14 protein-coding genes are annotated in these 15,557 nt (G+C 70.0%); 8 read left to right on the forward strand and 6 right to left on the reverse strand.

The genetic code is table 11. The annotated features are described in order from the left end of the window. The first annotated feature begins 132 nt into the window (after positions 1–132). On the forward strand, positions 133–1,581 hold the full coding sequence (locus tag ABD289_RS10540) for a GntP family permease (protein WP_344129415.1): 1,449 nt from the start codon (positions 133–135) through the stop codon (positions 1,579–1,581). Positions 1,582–1,627: 46 nt separating this feature from the next. Here ABD289_RS10540 and ABD289_RS10545 read toward each other — a convergent pair whose 3' ends face one another. Both ABD289_RS10545 and ABD289_RS10550 read right to left on the reverse strand, forming a co-directional pair. Then, positions 1,628–2,674: an NADH:ubiquinone reductase (Na(+)-transporting) subunit F gene (locus tag ABD289_RS10545; RefSeq protein ID WP_344129418.1), complete on the reverse strand. Its 1,047-nt coding sequence runs from the start codon at positions 2,672–2,674 to the stop codon at positions 1,628–1,630. Continuing rightward, positions 2,674–3,894 carry a cytochrome P450 gene (locus tag ABD289_RS10550; protein ID WP_344129421.1) on the reverse strand — a complete coding sequence of 407 codons (1,221 nt, stop codon included), beginning with the start codon at positions 3,892–3,894 and terminating at the stop codon, positions 2,674–2,676. Before ABD289_RS10550 ends, ABD289_RS10545 begins: the two co-directional genes overlap by 1 nt. A 354-nt stretch (positions 3,895–4,248) precedes the next feature. On the opposite strand from ABD289_RS10550, the gene ABD289_RS10555 reads away from it, so the two are divergent. Next, positions 4,249–5,205, forward strand: a complete 957-nt coding sequence (locus tag ABD289_RS10555; RefSeq protein ID WP_344129424.1) for an AraC family transcriptional regulator — start codon at positions 4,249–4,251, stop codon at positions 5,203–5,205. 123 nt (positions 5,206–5,328) lie between these two features. Then, positions 5,329–5,709, forward strand: coding sequence for a hypothetical protein (locus ABD289_RS10560; protein WP_344129427.1), 381 nt, complete (start codon positions 5,329–5,331; stop codon positions 5,707–5,709). A gap of 16 nt (positions 5,710–5,725) precedes the next feature. Here ABD289_RS10560 and mftD read toward each other — a convergent pair whose 3' ends face one another. Beyond that, positions 5,726–6,895: a pre-mycofactocin synthase MftD gene (mftD, locus tag ABD289_RS10565; protein ID WP_344129430.1), complete on the reverse strand. Its 1,170-nt coding sequence runs from the start codon at positions 6,893–6,895 to the stop codon at positions 5,726–5,728. A 363-nt stretch (positions 6,896–7,258) separates the two neighbouring features. Here mftD and mdo point away from each other — a divergent pair, with 363 nt between their 5' ends. The 4 genes from mdo (at position 7,259) to mftM (ending at position 12,268) form a co-directional block, all read left to right on the forward strand. Continuing rightward, positions 7,259–8,551 carry an NDMA-dependent methanol dehydrogenase gene (mdo, locus tag ABD289_RS10570; RefSeq protein ID WP_344129433.1) on the forward strand — a complete coding sequence of 431 codons (1,293 nt, stop codon included), beginning with the start codon at positions 7,259–7,261 and terminating at the stop codon, positions 8,549–8,551. A gap of 91 nt (positions 8,552–8,642) precedes the next feature. Further along, the gene (locus ABD289_RS10575) at positions 8,643–9,827 is read left to right on the forward strand and encodes an AAA family ATPase (RefSeq protein ID WP_344129436.1); all 1,185 of its coding nucleotides are present in this window, start codon (positions 8,643–8,645) and stop codon (positions 9,825–9,827) included. 21 nt (positions 9,828–9,848) lie between these two features. After that, a complete protein-coding gene (locus ABD289_RS10580) occupies positions 9,849–11,366 on the forward strand; it encodes a VWA domain-containing protein (RefSeq protein WP_344129439.1) in 1,518 nt (505 codons plus the stop codon). Further along, positions 11,363–12,268: a mycofactocin oligosaccharide methyltransferase MftM gene (gene mftM, locus ABD289_RS10585; protein ID WP_344129442.1), complete on the forward strand. Its 906-nt coding sequence runs from the start codon at positions 11,363–11,365 to the stop codon at positions 12,266–12,268. The genes ABD289_RS10580 and mftM overlap by 4 nt, the downstream gene beginning before the upstream one ends. 51 nt (positions 12,269–12,319) lie before the next feature. Here mftM and ABD289_RS10590 read toward each other — a convergent pair whose 3' ends face one another. After that, on the reverse strand, positions 12,320–12,763 hold the full coding sequence (locus tag ABD289_RS10590; RefSeq protein ID WP_344129445.1) for a MarR family winged helix-turn-helix transcriptional regulator: 444 nt from the start codon (positions 12,761–12,763) through the stop codon (positions 12,320–12,322). Positions 12,764–12,858: 95 nt separating this feature from the next. On the opposite strand from ABD289_RS10590, the gene ABD289_RS10595 reads away from it, so the two are divergent. Continuing rightward, the gene (locus ABD289_RS10595) at positions 12,859–13,392 is read left to right on the forward strand and encodes a phenolic acid decarboxylase (protein WP_344129448.1); all 534 of its coding nucleotides are present in this window, start codon (positions 12,859–12,861) and stop codon (positions 13,390–13,392) included. A gap of 95 nt (positions 13,393–13,487) precedes the next feature. On the opposite strand, the gene ABD289_RS10600 is transcribed toward ABD289_RS10595, so the two are convergent. Together ABD289_RS10600 and ABD289_RS10605 are read right to left on the reverse strand one after the other, a co-directional pair. Further along, on the reverse strand, positions 13,488–14,168 hold the full coding sequence (locus ABD289_RS10600; RefSeq protein WP_344129703.1) for a MadR family response regulator transcription factor: 681 nt from the start codon (positions 14,166–14,168) through the stop codon (positions 13,488–13,490). A gap of 17 nt (positions 14,169–14,185) precedes the next feature. Further along, positions 14,186–15,544 carry a MadS family sensor histidine kinase gene (locus tag ABD289_RS10605; protein WP_344129451.1) on the reverse strand — a complete coding sequence of 453 codons (1,359 nt, stop codon included), beginning with the start codon at positions 15,542–15,544 and terminating at the stop codon, positions 14,186–14,188. Positions 15,545–15,557: the final 13 nt, after the last annotated feature.

Raw genomic sequence — 15,557 nt, forward strand, 5'->3', positions numbered from 1 at the left:
GCACCCCGGAACAACTCGTAGAACAACTCGAAAACGCGCGGCCGCCGCCTTGTTCGCGGCCGCGAGAACACCGATCAGCGAACGGGCGGAGCCCGTCCGCCCGGCACCTGGCGCCCTGAACAGGAGGCAACGATGCCTACCGGATCGATGGATGTGTTGAACGCGGCCGCACTGGCGGCCGACGACCCGGCGACCGCGTGGTCGTTACCGCCGTGGGCACTGCTGGTGCTCGTCGTCGGCGGGATCGCCCTGCTCCTGCTGCTGGTCATGAAGGCGAAGCTGCACGCCTTCCTGGCCCTGCTGGTGGTCAGCATCGTGGTGGCGGTGGTGGCGGGCATCAGCCCGGCGGACATCCCGGAACTGCTCGAGGAGGGCATGGGCGAGACGATGGGCGAGATCGCCATCATCGTCGCGCTCGGCGCCATGCTCGGCAGGCTGATCCAGGAGTCCGGCGCCGCCGAGGTGCTCTCCGAGCGGATGCTCGCCGCCTTCGGGGAAAAGCGATCGCCGCTGGCAGTCGGGATCACCGCACTGATCTTCGGCATCCCGGTGTTCTTCGACGTCGGGTTCATCATCATGCTGCCGCTGATCTACTCGGTCGCGCAGCGCTCGGGTCGCTCGGTGATCAGCCTCGCGCTACCGGCCGCGGGCGGCCTGGCGATCATGCACGCGGTGCTGCCGCCGCACCCCGGCCCGGTGGCGGCGGCCGGCCTGCTGGGCGCCAACCTCGGCTGGGTGGCGATCATGGGCGTGGTCTGCGGGCTTCCCGCGTGGTTCATCGGCGCCTACCTCTTCGGTACGCGCATCGGCGACCGGCTCGGCACGCCGGTTCCCGCGCAACTCATCGGCGAGGCCCAGGAGCAGTCCGGCTCGCGCAGCGGTGGAGGCGTCGGCACGCAGGCGCGACCGTCGCTGGGCGTGACGGTATCGGTGATCTTGCTACCGGTGCTGCTGATCATGCTCAACACGTTCGCCGAGATCGTCTTCCCGGAGGGCGCTGTTCGCGAAACGCTGCAGTTCATCGGCGCCCCGGTGATCGCGCTGACCGTGGCCACCCTGCTGTCGTTCTGGGTCCTGGGCCTGCGCGGCGGGTTCGGCATGGAGCGCATCGAGAAGGCCGCATCGGCCTCGCTGGGCCCGGTGGCACTGGTGCTGCTCGTCACCGGGGCGGGCGGTGTCTTCGGCGCGGTGCTGGAGCAGAGCGGTGCCGGTGACGCGCTCGCCGACATGCTGGCGGGAACCTCGCTCCCGGTCGTCGTGCTGGCGTTCCTGATCGCGACCGCGCTGCGCGTCGCACTCGGCTCCAAGACGGTGGCCATCGTGACCACGGCGCCGATCGTCGCGCCGCTGATCACGGAGATGAACCTCTCGCAGCCGGAGACCGCTCTGGTGGTGATCGCGATCGCCGCGGGCGGCACAGTCCTGTCGCACGTCAACGACTCGGGCTTCTGGCTGTTCAACCGCTACATGGACCTCGACATCCGGGACACGCTCAGGAGCTGGACGCTGATGGAGACGTTCATGGGCGGCAGCGCGTTCGCGATCGCCGCGGCGATCAGCGCAGCGCTGGCGTTGACCTGACGGGGTCGGTGGTGCGCCCGGAGGGAGCCGGGCGCACCACCGTTGGTCACGGCGCCGCCGTGGCCGCGTGGGAGGCGTCGAGGAACTCCTCGCGGTGGATCCTGCGCGGTGCCATGCGGCGGCGTTTGAGCGCCTTGACACCGGCTTCGATCATCGCGGGTGGTCCGCACAGGTAGGCGCTCAGCCCCCGGCAGGACGGGAAGTCCTGCAGCACGACGTCGGTGACCATCCCGGTGGCACCGTCCCAGTCCTGTTCGGACAGGCAGGGCCGGTAGGTGAACCGGTCGTGCTCGCGCTCCAGGTCCCGGAAGAACTCGACGTCGTAGAGGTCTTGCTCGGTGCGCCCGCCGTGGTACAGGTGCAGCTCCGGCGCGAGGTCGTGCGTCAGCGCGTGCCGCACGATCGACTTCAGCGGCGCCAGCCCGGTGCCACCACCGATCAGGATCGCCGGTTCCTCCTGCACCACGGGCATCCCGAAATCACCGAGCGGTCCCTTGAGCTCGATCCGGTCGCCCAGCCCGAGGCTCCGGAACATCCAGCCGTCGGTGGCGACGCCACCCGGTGCGCGCCGGATGTGGAACTCCAGGCGGGAGGTCTCCGACGGCGGGTTGGCCATCGAGTACTGCCTGGCCACGTCCGAACCGGGAACCAGGATCTCGGCGTACTGGCCGGGATTGAACTCCATCGGTTCGTCGAGTTCGACGACCAGCAACCGGATGTCGCGGGCGATGTCGTCCAGCGCCACGACGGTGCCGACGTGGTCGCGCAGCTGGTGCCGGGGAACGCCGTCGTCCGGGTCGAACTGCTCGACCGGTTCCAGCACCAGCGGCGAGCGAGGCGTGGCCTGACAACCGAGCGCGATCCCGGCGGCGCGTTCCTCGGTGGTCAGCGTGTACTCCGAGGAGTCGTTGTGCGCCACCTCGCCGTCGAGGACCTTCATCTTGCAGCTGCCGCAGGTGCCCTGGGTGCAGGAGTGCGGCAACCAGATGTCGTCGCGCAGGCACGCTTCCAGGATCGACTGATCCGCCGGGCAGTTCGTGGTGCGCTCCAGCGATTGGATGCGCACCTGGTGGGAATCGGTCGGCGCGGACATCAGACCTCCCACTTGGCGTGCAGTTCCAGCGGGCCGCGGAAGCCCCAGCCCCAGAAGTCGACCTCGTGGTCGGGGTCGAACTCCAGGTTCGGGATCGCCTCGAACAGCTCTTCCAGCGCGATGCGCACGACCTCGGTGGCGAAGTAGGTCCCCGCGCAGGCGTGCTTGCCCGCGCCGAAGGCGAGGTTGGGCACCGGGGTGCGATCCAGGTCGAATGCGGCGGGCGAGGCGTAGTCGTTCTCGTCGTGATTGGCCGAGCCGTAGGACATCATCACCACCGAGCCCGCGGACAGCTCGATGCCGTCGATGGTCATGTCCTGGTGGTTGCGCCGGGCCACCGCCGACCAGATCGGCGAGGTCCACCGGACGCCCTCGGTGATCGCCTTGCGCACCAGCGACGGCTCGTCGATGACCCGTTCCAGCTGGTCGGTCCGGGTGAACAGGCCCGCGATGGTGGAGGCCATCGCGTGCCCCGGCTCCTGCATGGCGCCGAGCAGGAACACGAAGACGTTCGGGTAGATGACCTCGCGGTCGCGCACCTGGCCGGGCGGCATGCCGTCGTGCAACCAGTGCGACAGCGCGCTGTCATCGGGTTCCACCGCCCACTTGTCCAGCAGCGGATCCACCACGGCGCGGATCTCGGCCTTGGCCTCGTCGCCCGGGGTGAAGCCGTCCGGGTTGGCCCAGTCGCCGTTCTCGTCCACCCCGGCGTTGGTGAACGACACGCTGAGCTTGCGGAACCACTCGCGCAGCTTGTCCGAGCTCACCGACTGCAGCCCCATCAGGTCGCCGAGGCTGCGCACGCTCACCGGCTCGCAGTACTGCGCCACCAGGTCGGCCTTGCCGTCCTCCTCGAACTCGGCGAGGAAGCGGCGCGCGATCGGGCGCGCCAGATCGTCGACGTAGCGGTCGACCTCGCTGGGCTGCAGCCCGGGGTCCACCATCGCGCGCAGGTCGTCGTGCTCGGCCCCGTTGGCGTCCAGCACCGCCGGGTCGCCGAAGGTGCGCCGCCCGGCCGGGGCGATGACGCCCTCGAAGTCGCTGTCATCGGTCCCGGCGATGCGCTTGCACATCTCCTTGGTGGAGGCCACCCAGCAACCCAGCGCGGGCACGTAGGCCAGCGGGGCCTCGGAGCGCAACCGCTCGTAGAACGGATAGGGGTCGCGCTCCAGCTCCTCCATGGTCACGTCTGCGATCCAGCTCGGGGTCGTCATCGTCATCGCAGGTCTCCTCCGTCGAATTTCCGGTCGCGCCGGCCCCCGCTCGCAATTCGCGCGCAGGCGCGAATCGAACGCGGAATGGATTTCAGAACGTCTCAATCGGCCCGGATTCATAGCCGATTCGTTTGGTGGTCTCGAGAACGTCCGCAGCGGATCCGGGATCGCCGTCCGGTGTGACACCTGGGACGACACCACGAGCAGCGGGAGGCGTCGAGCCACCGAGCGCGGGTCCGGGACGGATTGCGCGACGAAATGGCCGTTCGCGTCCAGCGGTGCTTAACCTTTCGGTCGTCGACCGGTTTAATTCTCCGCAACCGAAGGAATCCGCAGCCGCCGGCTCAACGAGGAGGCGACATGGCTACCGGAACGTCGGCGAACGTCGTCCACCGGGCGGCGACGCGTGACTGGGGCGAGGCGATCCGCGCGGTCACCGGCGCCTACTTCCCGCACGAACTGCGGCCCGTGAGGCCCGCCGAACGACTCGACCTCGCGATGCACACGGTCGACCTCGGTCCGGTCACCGTCGGCCGGATCGGCTGGGGTGCCGACGTGGCCATCGAGTGCGCCTACCCGGACGCCTACGAGGTGAACATGCCGCTTTCCGGCAGCCTGCGGTCCCGGCACGGCGCGGACACCGTCGTCTCCACCGACGGCACCGGCACCATCTTCCCGCCCGACCGCACCACGCCGATCACTCGCTGGTCGGCCGACTGCACGGTCGTCGGCGTGAAGTTCGACCGCGCCCGCCTCGAACGCGAGGCCGAGCGGGTGCTGGCCACCTCGCTGCCCGGCGGGCTGAACCTGCCCAGCCAGATCGACCGCCGCAGCGCAGCCACCCGCGGCTGGCTGCACTTCGCGCGCACCCTGTCGGCCGATCTGCAGGGCATCAACGCGCTGCTGCGCAGCGACCTGCTGACCGCACAGCTGTCCAGCGCGCTCATGACCGGGTTCGTGCTGGCCATGCATCCGGACCAGGGCGCTTCCACCCCGGCGCGGCCCCGCATCGTCAATCGCGTCCTGGACCGGCTGCACGCCGATCCGGGCCACCCGTGGACGGCCTCCGAGATGGCCGGGATCGCCGGGGTGAGCGTCCGACGGCTGCAGGAGGGATTCCGCGAGTACGTGGGGGCGACCCCCTCGGCCTGCCTGCGCGACATCCGGCTGGACCGCGCCCACCAGGAGCTGCTGGCCGCCGAGGCGGTCACCGTCGCCGAGGTCGCGGCCCGCTGGAACTTCACCAACACGGGCCGGTTCGCGGCCGCCTACCGCCGCAAGTACGGCCACTCCCCTTCGGAGACCCTGCAGCGCTGACGAAGCCCGTCCGCAGCGGTGGGTCGGCGTTCAGGTGAGCCCACCGGGGGCGGCCAGCACGATGCTGCCAGAATCCCGGGCAGGCCGACCCGGGGGCAGGACCGTCAGGCATCGTGGGAGTTCGTGTTGCGCAAATTGATTCCGGGATTCGTCCTGGCGGCCGCGCTGTTCGGCCTGGCCGTGCTCATCGGCCCCCGGCTCACCTTGCACAGCGAGGTGCTGCACCAGGAGGCCTCCGCTGACGCGGGCGTGACCTACGGGCCCTCCGGAAGTCGACGGTCCAGCGACCTCCACCTGGTCAAGCTCTGGAACGTCACCGGTGCGCACTACGAACTCCACCTCGGTCCCGGGGCGAAGCACTACTACTATCCCGTCGAGGTGGGCTTCGGCTCCGCGGATCCCCGGATCCGCGAGGTCAGCTGGCAACCCGGCGGGGTCACAGTCACCTTCACCACTGCCGATTCCGTCCACGTGCCCGCGGACAACTTCAGCAGCGTCCGCTGATGGCCACGGGACTGGTTCAGGCCACCGGCACGGTGCGGGTGAAGCCCTCGGGAACGATCACGTCCTCCGGCGCCAGCTCGGCCACCGACGACTTGCCCAGCGCCATCAGCCCCGAGTCGATGCCGTCGCGGAAGATGTCGAGCACGTTGCGCACTCCCGCCTGTCCCTCGGCGGCCAGCCCCCACAGGTAGGCGCGCCCGATCAGCACCGCCTTCGCGCCCAGGGCCAGCGCCTTGACCACGTCGCTACCGCGCCGCACGCCGCCGTCGAGCAGCACCTCGACCTGGTCGCCGACGGCGTCGACCACCGCGGGCAGCAGGCGGATCGAGGCCGGTGTGGAGTCAAGGTTGTTGCCTCCGTGGTTGGACACCGAGATCGCGTCGGCTCCCACGTCCACCGCGCGGCGCGCGTCGTCCGGGCGCGTGATGCCCTTGATCGCCAACGGCCCGTCCCAGCGCTCCCGCAACCAGGCCAGGTCCTCCCAGGTGGGCGGCGGGGTGAACATCCACTCCCCGTAGGCGCCGAAGAACGTGGGCGCTTCCGCACCGGGCGGCACCATGTTCGGGGTGGTCAGGTCCGGCAGGCCGTGCCGCACGAACCCGTAGAGCCACCGCGGGCGCAGCAGGCCCTGCGGGGCGAAGCCGAGCTTGGTCCGCAGGTCCATCTTCTCCGGGATGGGCGGACTGCCCCAGTCGCGGCTGTGCGCGAAGCACCAGTCCAGGGTCAGGATCAGGCCCTTGGCGCCGGCCTTCCTGGCGCGCTCGGCGCGGGCCAGGACGCGCTCGCGGTCACCGACCCAGTACATCTGGAAGAAGGTCTCCTCGTTCGCCTCGATCACGTCTTCGATCGACCGGCTGGCGAACGAGGACAACCCCATTCCGACTCCGGCCTCCGCGGCCGCCCGCGCCACGGCGACCTCGCCGTCGGGATGCACGGCCTGCACGCCGGTCGGCGAGATCAGCACCGGCGAGGACAGCCGTCGACCGAGCACCGTGGTGCTCTGATCGCGCTCGGCGGGCAATCCCGCTATGTGCGGCGCGAAACCCAGTTCGCCGAAGGCCGCGATGTTGTCCTGCAGGGTGCTTCCGCGCTCGCTGCCCGCGACCAGCGCCTTGTAGACGGACTTCGGCAACCGCTTGCGGGCGCGCCGATGCGCCTCCGCGACCGTTTCGAACCACTGCGACATTGCGGGCTCTCCGTTCATCATCTCGGGCCTGTTCCAGCTCGGGCAGGTGAGCGCGCGGCCCAGCGTCCTCAGTGGCCCACACGCTAGGCGGCACCGCCACCGGGAGACGCCCTGCGACCGGGTTCGCCCGCCCCGTCCGTTCGAACAGGTGTGGTGCACCGACCTGTCCGATCGGTCAGGTACCGCCCCTCCCCGATCGTTCCGACCTGGCTACCGGAAGACCGGTCCTGCCCTCGCGCCGGTTCTCGCCGACGGTGCACCGCCGTAATTTTCAACACAACCGGATCCAACGCCGACGCCGACCGGAACCGGCCGGGAGACCGGAGACCAACGTGCAACGCCGCGCGTGGAAAGGACTGCCACATGCAGGTCGATGAGCTGCTCAAGCCGTTCCCGATCAAGGAGTTCCACCCGTTCCCGCGTGCCCTGATGGGGCCCGGGGCGCACGAGATGATCGGGCCCGAGGCGCTGAACCTGGGCTTCACCAAGACGCTGGTGATGACGTCGGGCCTGCGCGGTACCGACATCGTGCACAAGATCGTCGAGTCGATGCGCTACCACGGGCTGGAAGTGGTGGTCTACGACCAGGTGGAGTCCAATCCGAAGGACTACAACGTCATGGACGCCGTGACGATGTACCAGGACAACGCCTGCGACTCCTTCGTGTCCATCGGCGGCGGCTCCTCGCACGACGCGTGCAAGGGCGCGCGGATCGCGGTGGCCCACGACGGCCGCAACGTCAACGAGTTCGAGGGCTTCAACAAGTCGGAGAACCCGAAGAACCCGCCGCACATCGCGGTGTCCACCACGGCGGGGACCGGTTCGGAGACCTCCTGGGCCTACGTCATCACCGACACCACCACCGATCCGGACAACCCGCACAAGTACGTGGCCTTCGACGACAGCTCGGTGGCCACGCTGGCCGTCGACGACCCGGTGCTGTACTACGAATGCCCGATCGACTACACCGCGCAGTGCGGCTTCGACGTGCTCGCGCACGCCTCCGAGCCCTACGTCTCGCGGCTGGACTTCGCACCGTCGCTGGGCAACGCGCTGCACGCGGTCAAGATGACCGCGCAGAACCTGCGGCTGGCGGTGTGGAACGGCCAGAACCTGTCCGGCCGCGAGGGCATGATGTACGCGCAGTACATCGCCGCGCAGGCGTTCAACTCCGGTGGCCTGGGCATCATCCACTCCATCTCGCACGCGGTCAGCGCCTTCTACGACACCCACCACGGGCTGAACAACGCCATCGCGCTGCCCCGCGTGTGGGCCTTCAACATGCCGGTGGCCTACAAGCGCTTCGCCGAAATCGCCGAGGCGATGGGCATCGACACCCACGGCATGACCGATCCGCAGGCCGCCGACGCCGCGCTGAACGCCGCGATCCGGCTGCTGCGCGACGTGGGCATCACCGAGCGGTTCGTCGACATCGGAACCGACACCTACTCCAAGAACCGGCTGGGCAAGGGCCCGACGGAGTACTACGAGCGGCACAAGACGATCACCGGCGACGCCGCCGACGTCGATCGGATCACCAAGCACGTCCTCGGCGACGCCTGCACCCCGGGCAACCCCAAGGAGTGCACCTTCGACACCGTCCGTCCGGTGGTCGAGCACTGCATGACCGGTGATCTGGACGACCTGACCACCTGAACCTCCCGAGTCGCCGTGGCGCCACGCCTCCGACCTGCGTGGCGCCACGGTTTCCCACTCCAGCAACACTTCTCATCGGTGGAGGTGCGCAGTGCAGCAGGACGCCACGACCCAGCAGCCCGGCGACAAGCCCTTCGGTTCGGTCGAGGAGGTGAGCACGGGCTTCGCCGAGCACGGCTACATCACCGACCGCAGGCTGGCCACCACGGTCTACCTGCAGTCCAGATTGGACAAACCGCTGCTGCTCGAAGGACCTGCCGGAGTGGGCAAGACCGAGCTGGCCACGACGCTGGCCGAGGTGACCGGCCGAAAGCTGCTGCGGCTGCAGTGCTACGAGGGCCAGGACGAGAGCAAGGCGCTCTACGAATGGGATTACGGCAAGCAGCTGCTCTACACCCAGATGCTGCGGGACAAGATCAGCGAGATCGTCGCCGATGCCCCGGATCTGAGCACCGCCATCGACCGCATCGGCGAGCAGGACAGCGTGTTCTTCTCCGACCGCTTCCTGGCCGCCCGGCCGCTGCTGGAGGCCATCCGCGGCGAGGAACCCGCGGTGCTGCTGGTCGACGAGGTCGACCGCGCCGACGAGGCGCTGGAGGCGGTGCTGCTGGAGTGCCTGGCGGAGTTCCAGGTATCGGTGCCCGAGATCGGCACCTACACGGCCTCGACGGCCCCGTACGTCGTGCTCACCTCCAACAACACCCGTGATCTCTCCGCTGCGCTGAAACGCCGCTGCCTGCACCTGTTCCTGGACTACCCCGATCACGAGCGCGAGCTCGAAATCGTGCGGTCCAAGCGCACCGGGCTGCCGGAGAACCTCGCCGATCAGCTGGTCACCGTGGTCCGGCAGCTTCGCGAGCTCAAGCTGCGCAAGGCGCCCAGCATCTCGGAGACCATCGACTGGGCACGCACCCTGGCCGTGCTCGGTGCCGAGGAGCTCAACGCTCCCGTGCTCTCGGAGACGGTCAACGTCGTCGTCAAGTACGAGCGCGATCTGCAGCACGCGCTGGACGCGATCGGCGAGCTCACCGACCCCAACCGCCACGTGCCGGAACGCCTGCCCGGCAACGGGCATGGTCACGGACACGGACACGGGCACGGGCATTCGCACGACGACGAACACGTCGACGGGCGCGAGGTGCGGGCGGCCAAGGATCGACCGGGCAGGCACGACGAGGCCTACTACGGCTCCGCGAAGGGCGCGGGCGCCCCCGCGCAGCGCACCGGTGGCCAGGGGCAGCGCTCGTTCACCGCCGTCACGCGGCGCCAGTCGTAGGCCCACGGCAGGAGGCAGGCCATGGAATCCGCCCTGCACCGGTTCGTCCGGCTGCTTCGCCTGCACGGCATGCGCATCTCGGTCTCCGAGGCCACCGACGCGATGCGCTGCGCCGCCCAGCCCGGAATGCTCGACGACCGCGAGGCCCTGCGCGACGCGCTCAAGGTCGCGATGGTCAAGGACCGCCGCGACGAGGAGATCTTCGACGAGGTCTACGACGCGTTCTTCACGCTGCGACCCGTGATCGACGCCGACGAGGCGCACGAGCACGGCCACGAGCACGACGACCTCTCCGACACCGGGGATCTGCAGTCGCTGACCGCTTCTGAGGAACCCGCCGACACCCCGCAGAAGGGGCACAACCACGACGAACCGGTCGACATCCGGGACTACTTCGACCCGGACGACATGGCGCAGCAGTACAACCTGCACCAGGAGAGCAACAAGGTCGATCTCGCCTCGATGACCGACGAGATGGTGTTCTCCAAGGAGAACGAGCAGGGCGCCGGTTCGGTGCCCTCGGTGCAGCTGGAGACCGAGCAGCTGCACAACGCCGGAACTCCCGGGTCGCTCGCCGAGCACACCGGCAAGCGCATCGACACCCGGCTGACCATCGCCGAGGAGCAGACGCTGCTGGACTGGCTCTCCGACGAGGACGAGGACGCAGCCGAGTCCGGCGGCGGGCGTCCTGCGGCCGTTCTGGAGAACCTGCCGGAGATGCTCAAGCAGCACCTGGCCAAGCTCGCCGAGCTGGAGGACGCCGCGAAGGAGTCCCGCGAGGTCACCACCAGCAGGAAGGACCGCGTCGACGAGGGCGAGCGCCAGCAGCTCGAGGAGTCGTTGCGGCGGATCGTGCACAGCCTGCGGGGCGCGCCGACCAGCAAGCGGCGGAACACCCCGCGCGGGCGGGTGCATCCGGCGCGCACCATGCGGCGGAACATGCGCTACGACGGCGTTCCGTTCCGTCCGGTGACCGTCACGCGCGCCGAGGACAAGCCGCGCTTGGTGGTGCTGGCGGACGTGTCGTTGTCGGTGCGCTCCACCGCGCGCTTCACCCTGCACCTGGTGCACGGGCTGCAGGCGCTGTTCGCGCAGGTGCGCACCTTCGCGTTCGTCGACGACCCGGTGGAGATCACCGAGCTGTTCGCCGACCACCCGCTGGAGCGCGCGCTCGGGCTGGTCTTCGACGGCCTCCCGCAGGGCGGTGTGCTCGACGTCGACGGGAACTCGGATTACGGCGCCATGTTCGCCGGGTTCCTGGAGGCGTTCGGCAACACCCTCAACCGGCGCACCACGGTGCTGGTGCTCGGCGACGGGCGCGGCAACGGCAACGATCCGAACGTCGAGGCGCTCGCCGACATCTCGCGCCGCGTGCGAGAGACCATCTGGCTGACCCCGGAGCCCCGGTACTCCTGGCGCCTCGGCCGGTGCGATCTGCCGGACTACGCCGAGCACTGCGACCAGGTGCGCGTGGTGCGCGACCTGCCCGGGCTCGCGCACGCGGCGGAGACCATCTCGACCGGGGTGACCGGACGGTGAGCGCGTCCGAGCGCGTCGCGCCGCAGCACATCGATCCGCTGTCGCCCGCCTGCCGGGACCGGGCGGTGACCGTGCGCAGGCACGGCGTCACCTGCACCGGGAACGCGCAGGTGACGCGCACCCGGCACTTCTGCCTGCACCGGCGCGAGCGCCGCATCGAGATCACCCACTGGCTGCGCCCGGAGCAGCTGGACAACAACCTGTCCGGAATCCTCGCCGAGGAGCTGTTCGCACCCGGCTGGCTCAGCGGTGTCGAGATCTTCGAGCGGGTGTTCACCGGCGTGGTGCAATCGGCGCTCGACGATCCGCTCCGCGCCTGGACGATCTTCTACGACAACACCCTCGCGCGAATCGGCGAGTGCTGGACGCGGCCGGACGAGCGCGCCCCGCACTCCTCGATCGCCGACTTCGCCCCCGTCTACCGGCACGTGCTCGACCTCGCGCCGCCCGGCCGCGTGCTCGATCTCGGCTCCTGCTTCGGGTTCCTGCCGCTGCTCTTCCTCGAGAAGGGCCGGCACGACGTCATCGCCTCGGACCTGGCCCCGGGCAGCATGCGGCTGCTGGAGACCATCGCCGCTGCCCGCGGCCGACGAATGCACACCCTGGTGTGCGACGCGGGCCAGGTCCCGCTGCCGGACGGGTCCGTGGACACCGTCACCGCGATGCACCTGCTGGAACACCTGGAGCCGGCGCGCGGGGAGCAGGTCCTGGCCGAGGCCGTCCGCCTCGCCCGCCGCCGAGTGATCATCGCGGTGCCCTTCGAGGACGAACCGACCTCGGCCTTCGGCCACGTCCGCACCTTCACGACGGGGGACCTGGCCGACCTCGGGCGCCGCAGCGGCCACCCGCACGAGGTCACCGAGCACCACGGCGGCTGGCTCGAAATCCGGCTCGGCCGTTGACCTCTCGGCATCCGGACGGACGCGGGACCCGCGCTTGATCCGGCCCCGTCCTCATCCGCCGCGGCCGGATTCGAGTTCGGCGGTGAGGCGCCGCAGCACCGGGACGGCCTCGGCCATGATCGCGCGGTCGTCGGGTGACAGCCGGTCGATGGCCTCGGCCAGAGCGGCGGAGCTGGTCCGGTCGTAGCGGTCCAGCAGGTCGAGGGCCGTGTCGGTGGGCGCCAGCAGTACGCCGCGGAAGTCGCCGGGTGCCTGCTCGCGGCGCACCAGGCCGGAGTTCGTCATCGCCTTGACCAGGTTGCTCACCGTCGAGTTCGCCACGCCCAGCCGGCGGGCCGCCTCGCCCGGGCTCAGCGGGCCCGCGGCCACGAGGGCGCGCAGCAGCTCGATCTGCGCTTCCGGGAGATCGGGCAGTCCTTCGGCGTTCCGGGTGGCGCGGAGAACGGACCGGCGCAGCGGCCCCAACAGTCGGCTGAACTCGGCTGCGGTTTCCATGACCGACATCATAGCCCGTTCATTTTTGTCTCAAAATAGTTTTGTGGCAAACTCGAGGCGTGAGCGAACGCAACACGCACCCGAGGACCGATCCGATGAGCACACCGACATCCGTCGCCCGTCCCGTCCCGCCGCAAGACCTCTCCGGGCTGGTCGGCCACCGGTTCATCTACACCTACGCCAACGGCTGGCAGTACGAGATGTACGTGAAGAACGCGGAAACGATCGACTACCGCATCCACACCGGTCACGTCGGCGGCCGATGGGTCAAGGACCAGGAGGTCGACCTCGTGGCGCTGACCGAGGGCGTCTACAAGATCTCCTGGACCGAGCCCACCGGAACCTCGGTCGCGGTGAACGTGGTGCCCGCCGAGCGCGTGCTGCACGGCGTGATCTTCTTCCCGGACTGGATCCGCACCCACGGCGAGCGCACCGTGCTGTTCCAGAACGACCACCTCGACGAGATGCGCGCCTACCGCGACGCGGGCCCGACCTACCCGATCTACGTCGTCCCGGAGTTCGCCAGGATCACCCGCTTCGAGCACGTCGGCGAGAACGACGAGGACGTCATCTCCGTCGCACCCGGCGACCTCCCCGCGGGCTGGGCCGACCGCACCGAGCAGCGCTGAGCGGCGGAGCTCGAACCGACGGCGGATCCCGGAACCCGGCAGCGTCCGAGTTTCCGCCACCCGCACCGCCGCGCGCGGCGAACTGGAACAGCTGCTCAGATCAGCCGGAGCTTGCTCGCACCGTAGACGGCCTCCGCCCGGCTGGTCGCGCCCAGCTTGCGCATGATGTTGCGGACGTGGAACTTCACGGTGGTCTCGGAGATGAACAGCTTCGCACCGATGTCCCGGTTGCTCAGCCCGTGCGCGAGCTGGCGGAGCACGTTGAGCTCGCGCTCGGTCAGCCGGGGCTCGCTGCTCGGCGAATTCATCGACTCCACCATCGCCGCTGCGGAGCGGGAGTCGAAGGAGCTCTCCCTGCGGGCCACCGCGCGGATCGAGCGGACCAGCTCGGTGGTGTCCACGTCCTTGACGACGTAACCGCGCGCGCCGCGGTGGATGGCGTCGACGACCAGACCTCCGTCGAGGAACGTGGTCAGCACCAGCACGCCGAGATCCGGGTGCAGTTCGGTGAGCTGCCCGCACAGCTGCATGCCCTCGGTGTTGTCGCCGGTGGACAGCTTGAGGTCCAGCAGCACTATGTCCGGCTCGGCGCCGGACACGACGGCCAGCGTCTCGGCCGCCGTGGCGGCCTCCCCGACCACCTGCAGGTCGTCCTCGCGCTCGAGCACCGAGCGCAGGCCGTGCCGGACGATGGCGTGGTCGTCGACCAGCACGATGCGCACCTGGCCGGTCTCCGGCTCGCGCGGCCCGGGAACCGAGCCCGCCTGCGCGGCCATCTCGTTGCCGATACCGGTCATGACGCCACCTCCGGGGACGGCGACAGCGGAACTCGCAGCTGCAGCGTGACGCCGCCCAGCCGGGAGCGGCGAATGTTCAGCGTGCCGCCGAGCTCCGCTGCCCTGGCCGACATGTTGGCCAAACCGCGATGCCTGCCGGCCAGGTCCGTCGCCGAGGCCAGCTTCAACGAGCGCCGCAGCTGCGCCGGATCGCCGTTGCCGTCGTCCGAGACGGTCAGCCGCAGCTGCTCGGGCTGGTAGACCAGCTGAACCACGGCGCGGGTGGCCTCGGCGTGCGAGACGATGTTGAACAGCGCTTCGCCGGTCAGCCGCAGGATCGAGCTCTCGTCCTCCGGCGGCAGCGGCGCGGGGCTGCCCGCCACCCGCACCTCCACCTGCAACTCGCTGGACAGGTGCGCCGTGGACAGCTGCTTGAGCAGCACCGGCAGCGATCCCGGCGGTTCCTCGTCGCCGTGGTGCAACGCGTAGATCGCCGCGCGCAACCGTTCCACGGCCTGCTGGGTGAGTCCCTTCGCCGGGGCCAGCTTCTCGGCGACCTGCGCGGCCTCCGGGCCCATCTCGGCGAGCTCGGCGCGGCAGACCTCCACGGTCATGCCCGCGCTGAGCACGTACTGGGTCACGGTGTCGTGCAGCTCGCGCGCGATGCGGTGGCGCTCGTCGTCCAGCGCCTGGCGCTGCATCGCCTCGACCAGCCTGCGCTGCGTCTCCTGCAGTTCCGCGTTGCGGGCGGCCAGATCCCTCGCGTGCTTGGCCGCGGCCTCGGAGAGCTGTTCGGTTCGTCCGCGCAGCTGCGCGGCGGCGTGGAACAGGAAGGAGTTGTGCACCGCGACGGCGGCCTGGTTGGCCAGCACGCGCAGGATGGCCAGATCGGTGTCGGCGACCTGGACCCCGCTTCCGGGCCAGCCGACGATGCCGCCCACGGGTTCGCCGTCGAGCGTCATCGGGGCACGGACCCAGTCCGCACCACCGGGTTCCGTCTCGACCTCCCACGGGCGGGTGCGCACCGCGTCGAGCTGCTCGCGCGCCTCCGGCGGCAGGTCGGCTTCGTCGTCGATGAGTTCACCGCGGTGCAGCAGCAGGAAGCGCGGCCGGGCGGCCCGCAGCGCGCCGTCGGCGATGGCCAGCAGCAGCCGGTCGGCCTGCAGGTGCTCGGCGGCCGCTCGCACCACCGCCTCGACCAGCGTGCGCGGGCCCTCGACGGTGCGAACCAGCGCACCCGAGATCCGGTCCAGCGCCTGCACCGCGCATTCGAGCCGCTCGGCGGAGCGCAAGTACTCCGGGTAGAACGACCGCTTGCCCGAACGCAGCCCGGTGAGCACCCCGAGGTCGTCGCCGAAGTCCCCGTTGGCCGGCATCGCGGCACCGCCG

The organism is Saccharopolyspora halophila, from assembly GCF_039531955.1.
GTDB lineage: Bacteria > Actinomycetota > Actinomycetes > Mycobacteriales > Pseudonocardiaceae > Saccharopolyspora > Saccharopolyspora halophila.

What these genes read in the sequence shown, in the direction of transcription:
- ABD289_RS10605 (WP_344129451.1), bottom strand. Translation starts at nt 15,544, where the DNA reads ATGCCGGCCAACGGGGACTTCGGCGACGACCTCGGGGTGCTCACCGGG.
- mftD (WP_344129430.1), bottom strand. Translation starts at nt 6,895, where the DNA reads ATGTCGCAGTGGTTCGAAACGGTCGCGGAGGCGCATCGGCGCGCCCGC.
- ABD289_RS10595 (WP_344129448.1), top strand. Translation starts at nt 12,859, where the DNA reads ATGAGCACACCGACATCCGTCGCCCGTCCCGTCCCGCCGCAAGACCTC.
- ABD289_RS10550 (WP_344129421.1), bottom strand. Translation starts at nt 3,894, where the DNA reads ATGACGATGACGACCCCGAGCTGGATCGCAGACGTGACCATGGAGGAG.
- ABD289_RS10540 (WP_344129415.1), top strand. Translation starts at nt 133, where the DNA reads ATGCCTACCGGATCGATGGATGTGTTGAACGCGGCCGCACTGGCGGCC.
- ABD289_RS10545 (WP_344129418.1), bottom strand. Translation starts at nt 2,674, where the DNA reads ATGTCCGCGCCGACCGATTCCCACCAGGTGCGCATCCAATCGCTGGAG.
- ABD289_RS10580 (WP_344129439.1), top strand. Translation starts at nt 9,849, where the DNA reads ATGGAATCCGCCCTGCACCGGTTCGTCCGGCTGCTTCGCCTGCACGGC.
- ABD289_RS10555 (WP_344129424.1), top strand. Translation starts at nt 4,249, where the DNA reads ATGGCTACCGGAACGTCGGCGAACGTCGTCCACCGGGCGGCGACGCGT.
- ABD289_RS10590 (WP_344129445.1), bottom strand. Translation starts at nt 12,763, where the DNA reads ATGGAAACCGCAGCCGAGTTCAGCCGACTGTTGGGGCCGCTGCGCCGG.
- mdo (WP_344129433.1), top strand. Translation starts at nt 7,259, where the DNA reads ATGCAGGTCGATGAGCTGCTCAAGCCGTTCCCGATCAAGGAGTTCCAC.
- ABD289_RS10600 (WP_344129703.1), bottom strand. Translation starts at nt 14,168, where the DNA reads ATGGCCGCGCAGGCGGGCTCGGTTCCCGGGCCGCGCGAGCCGGAGACC.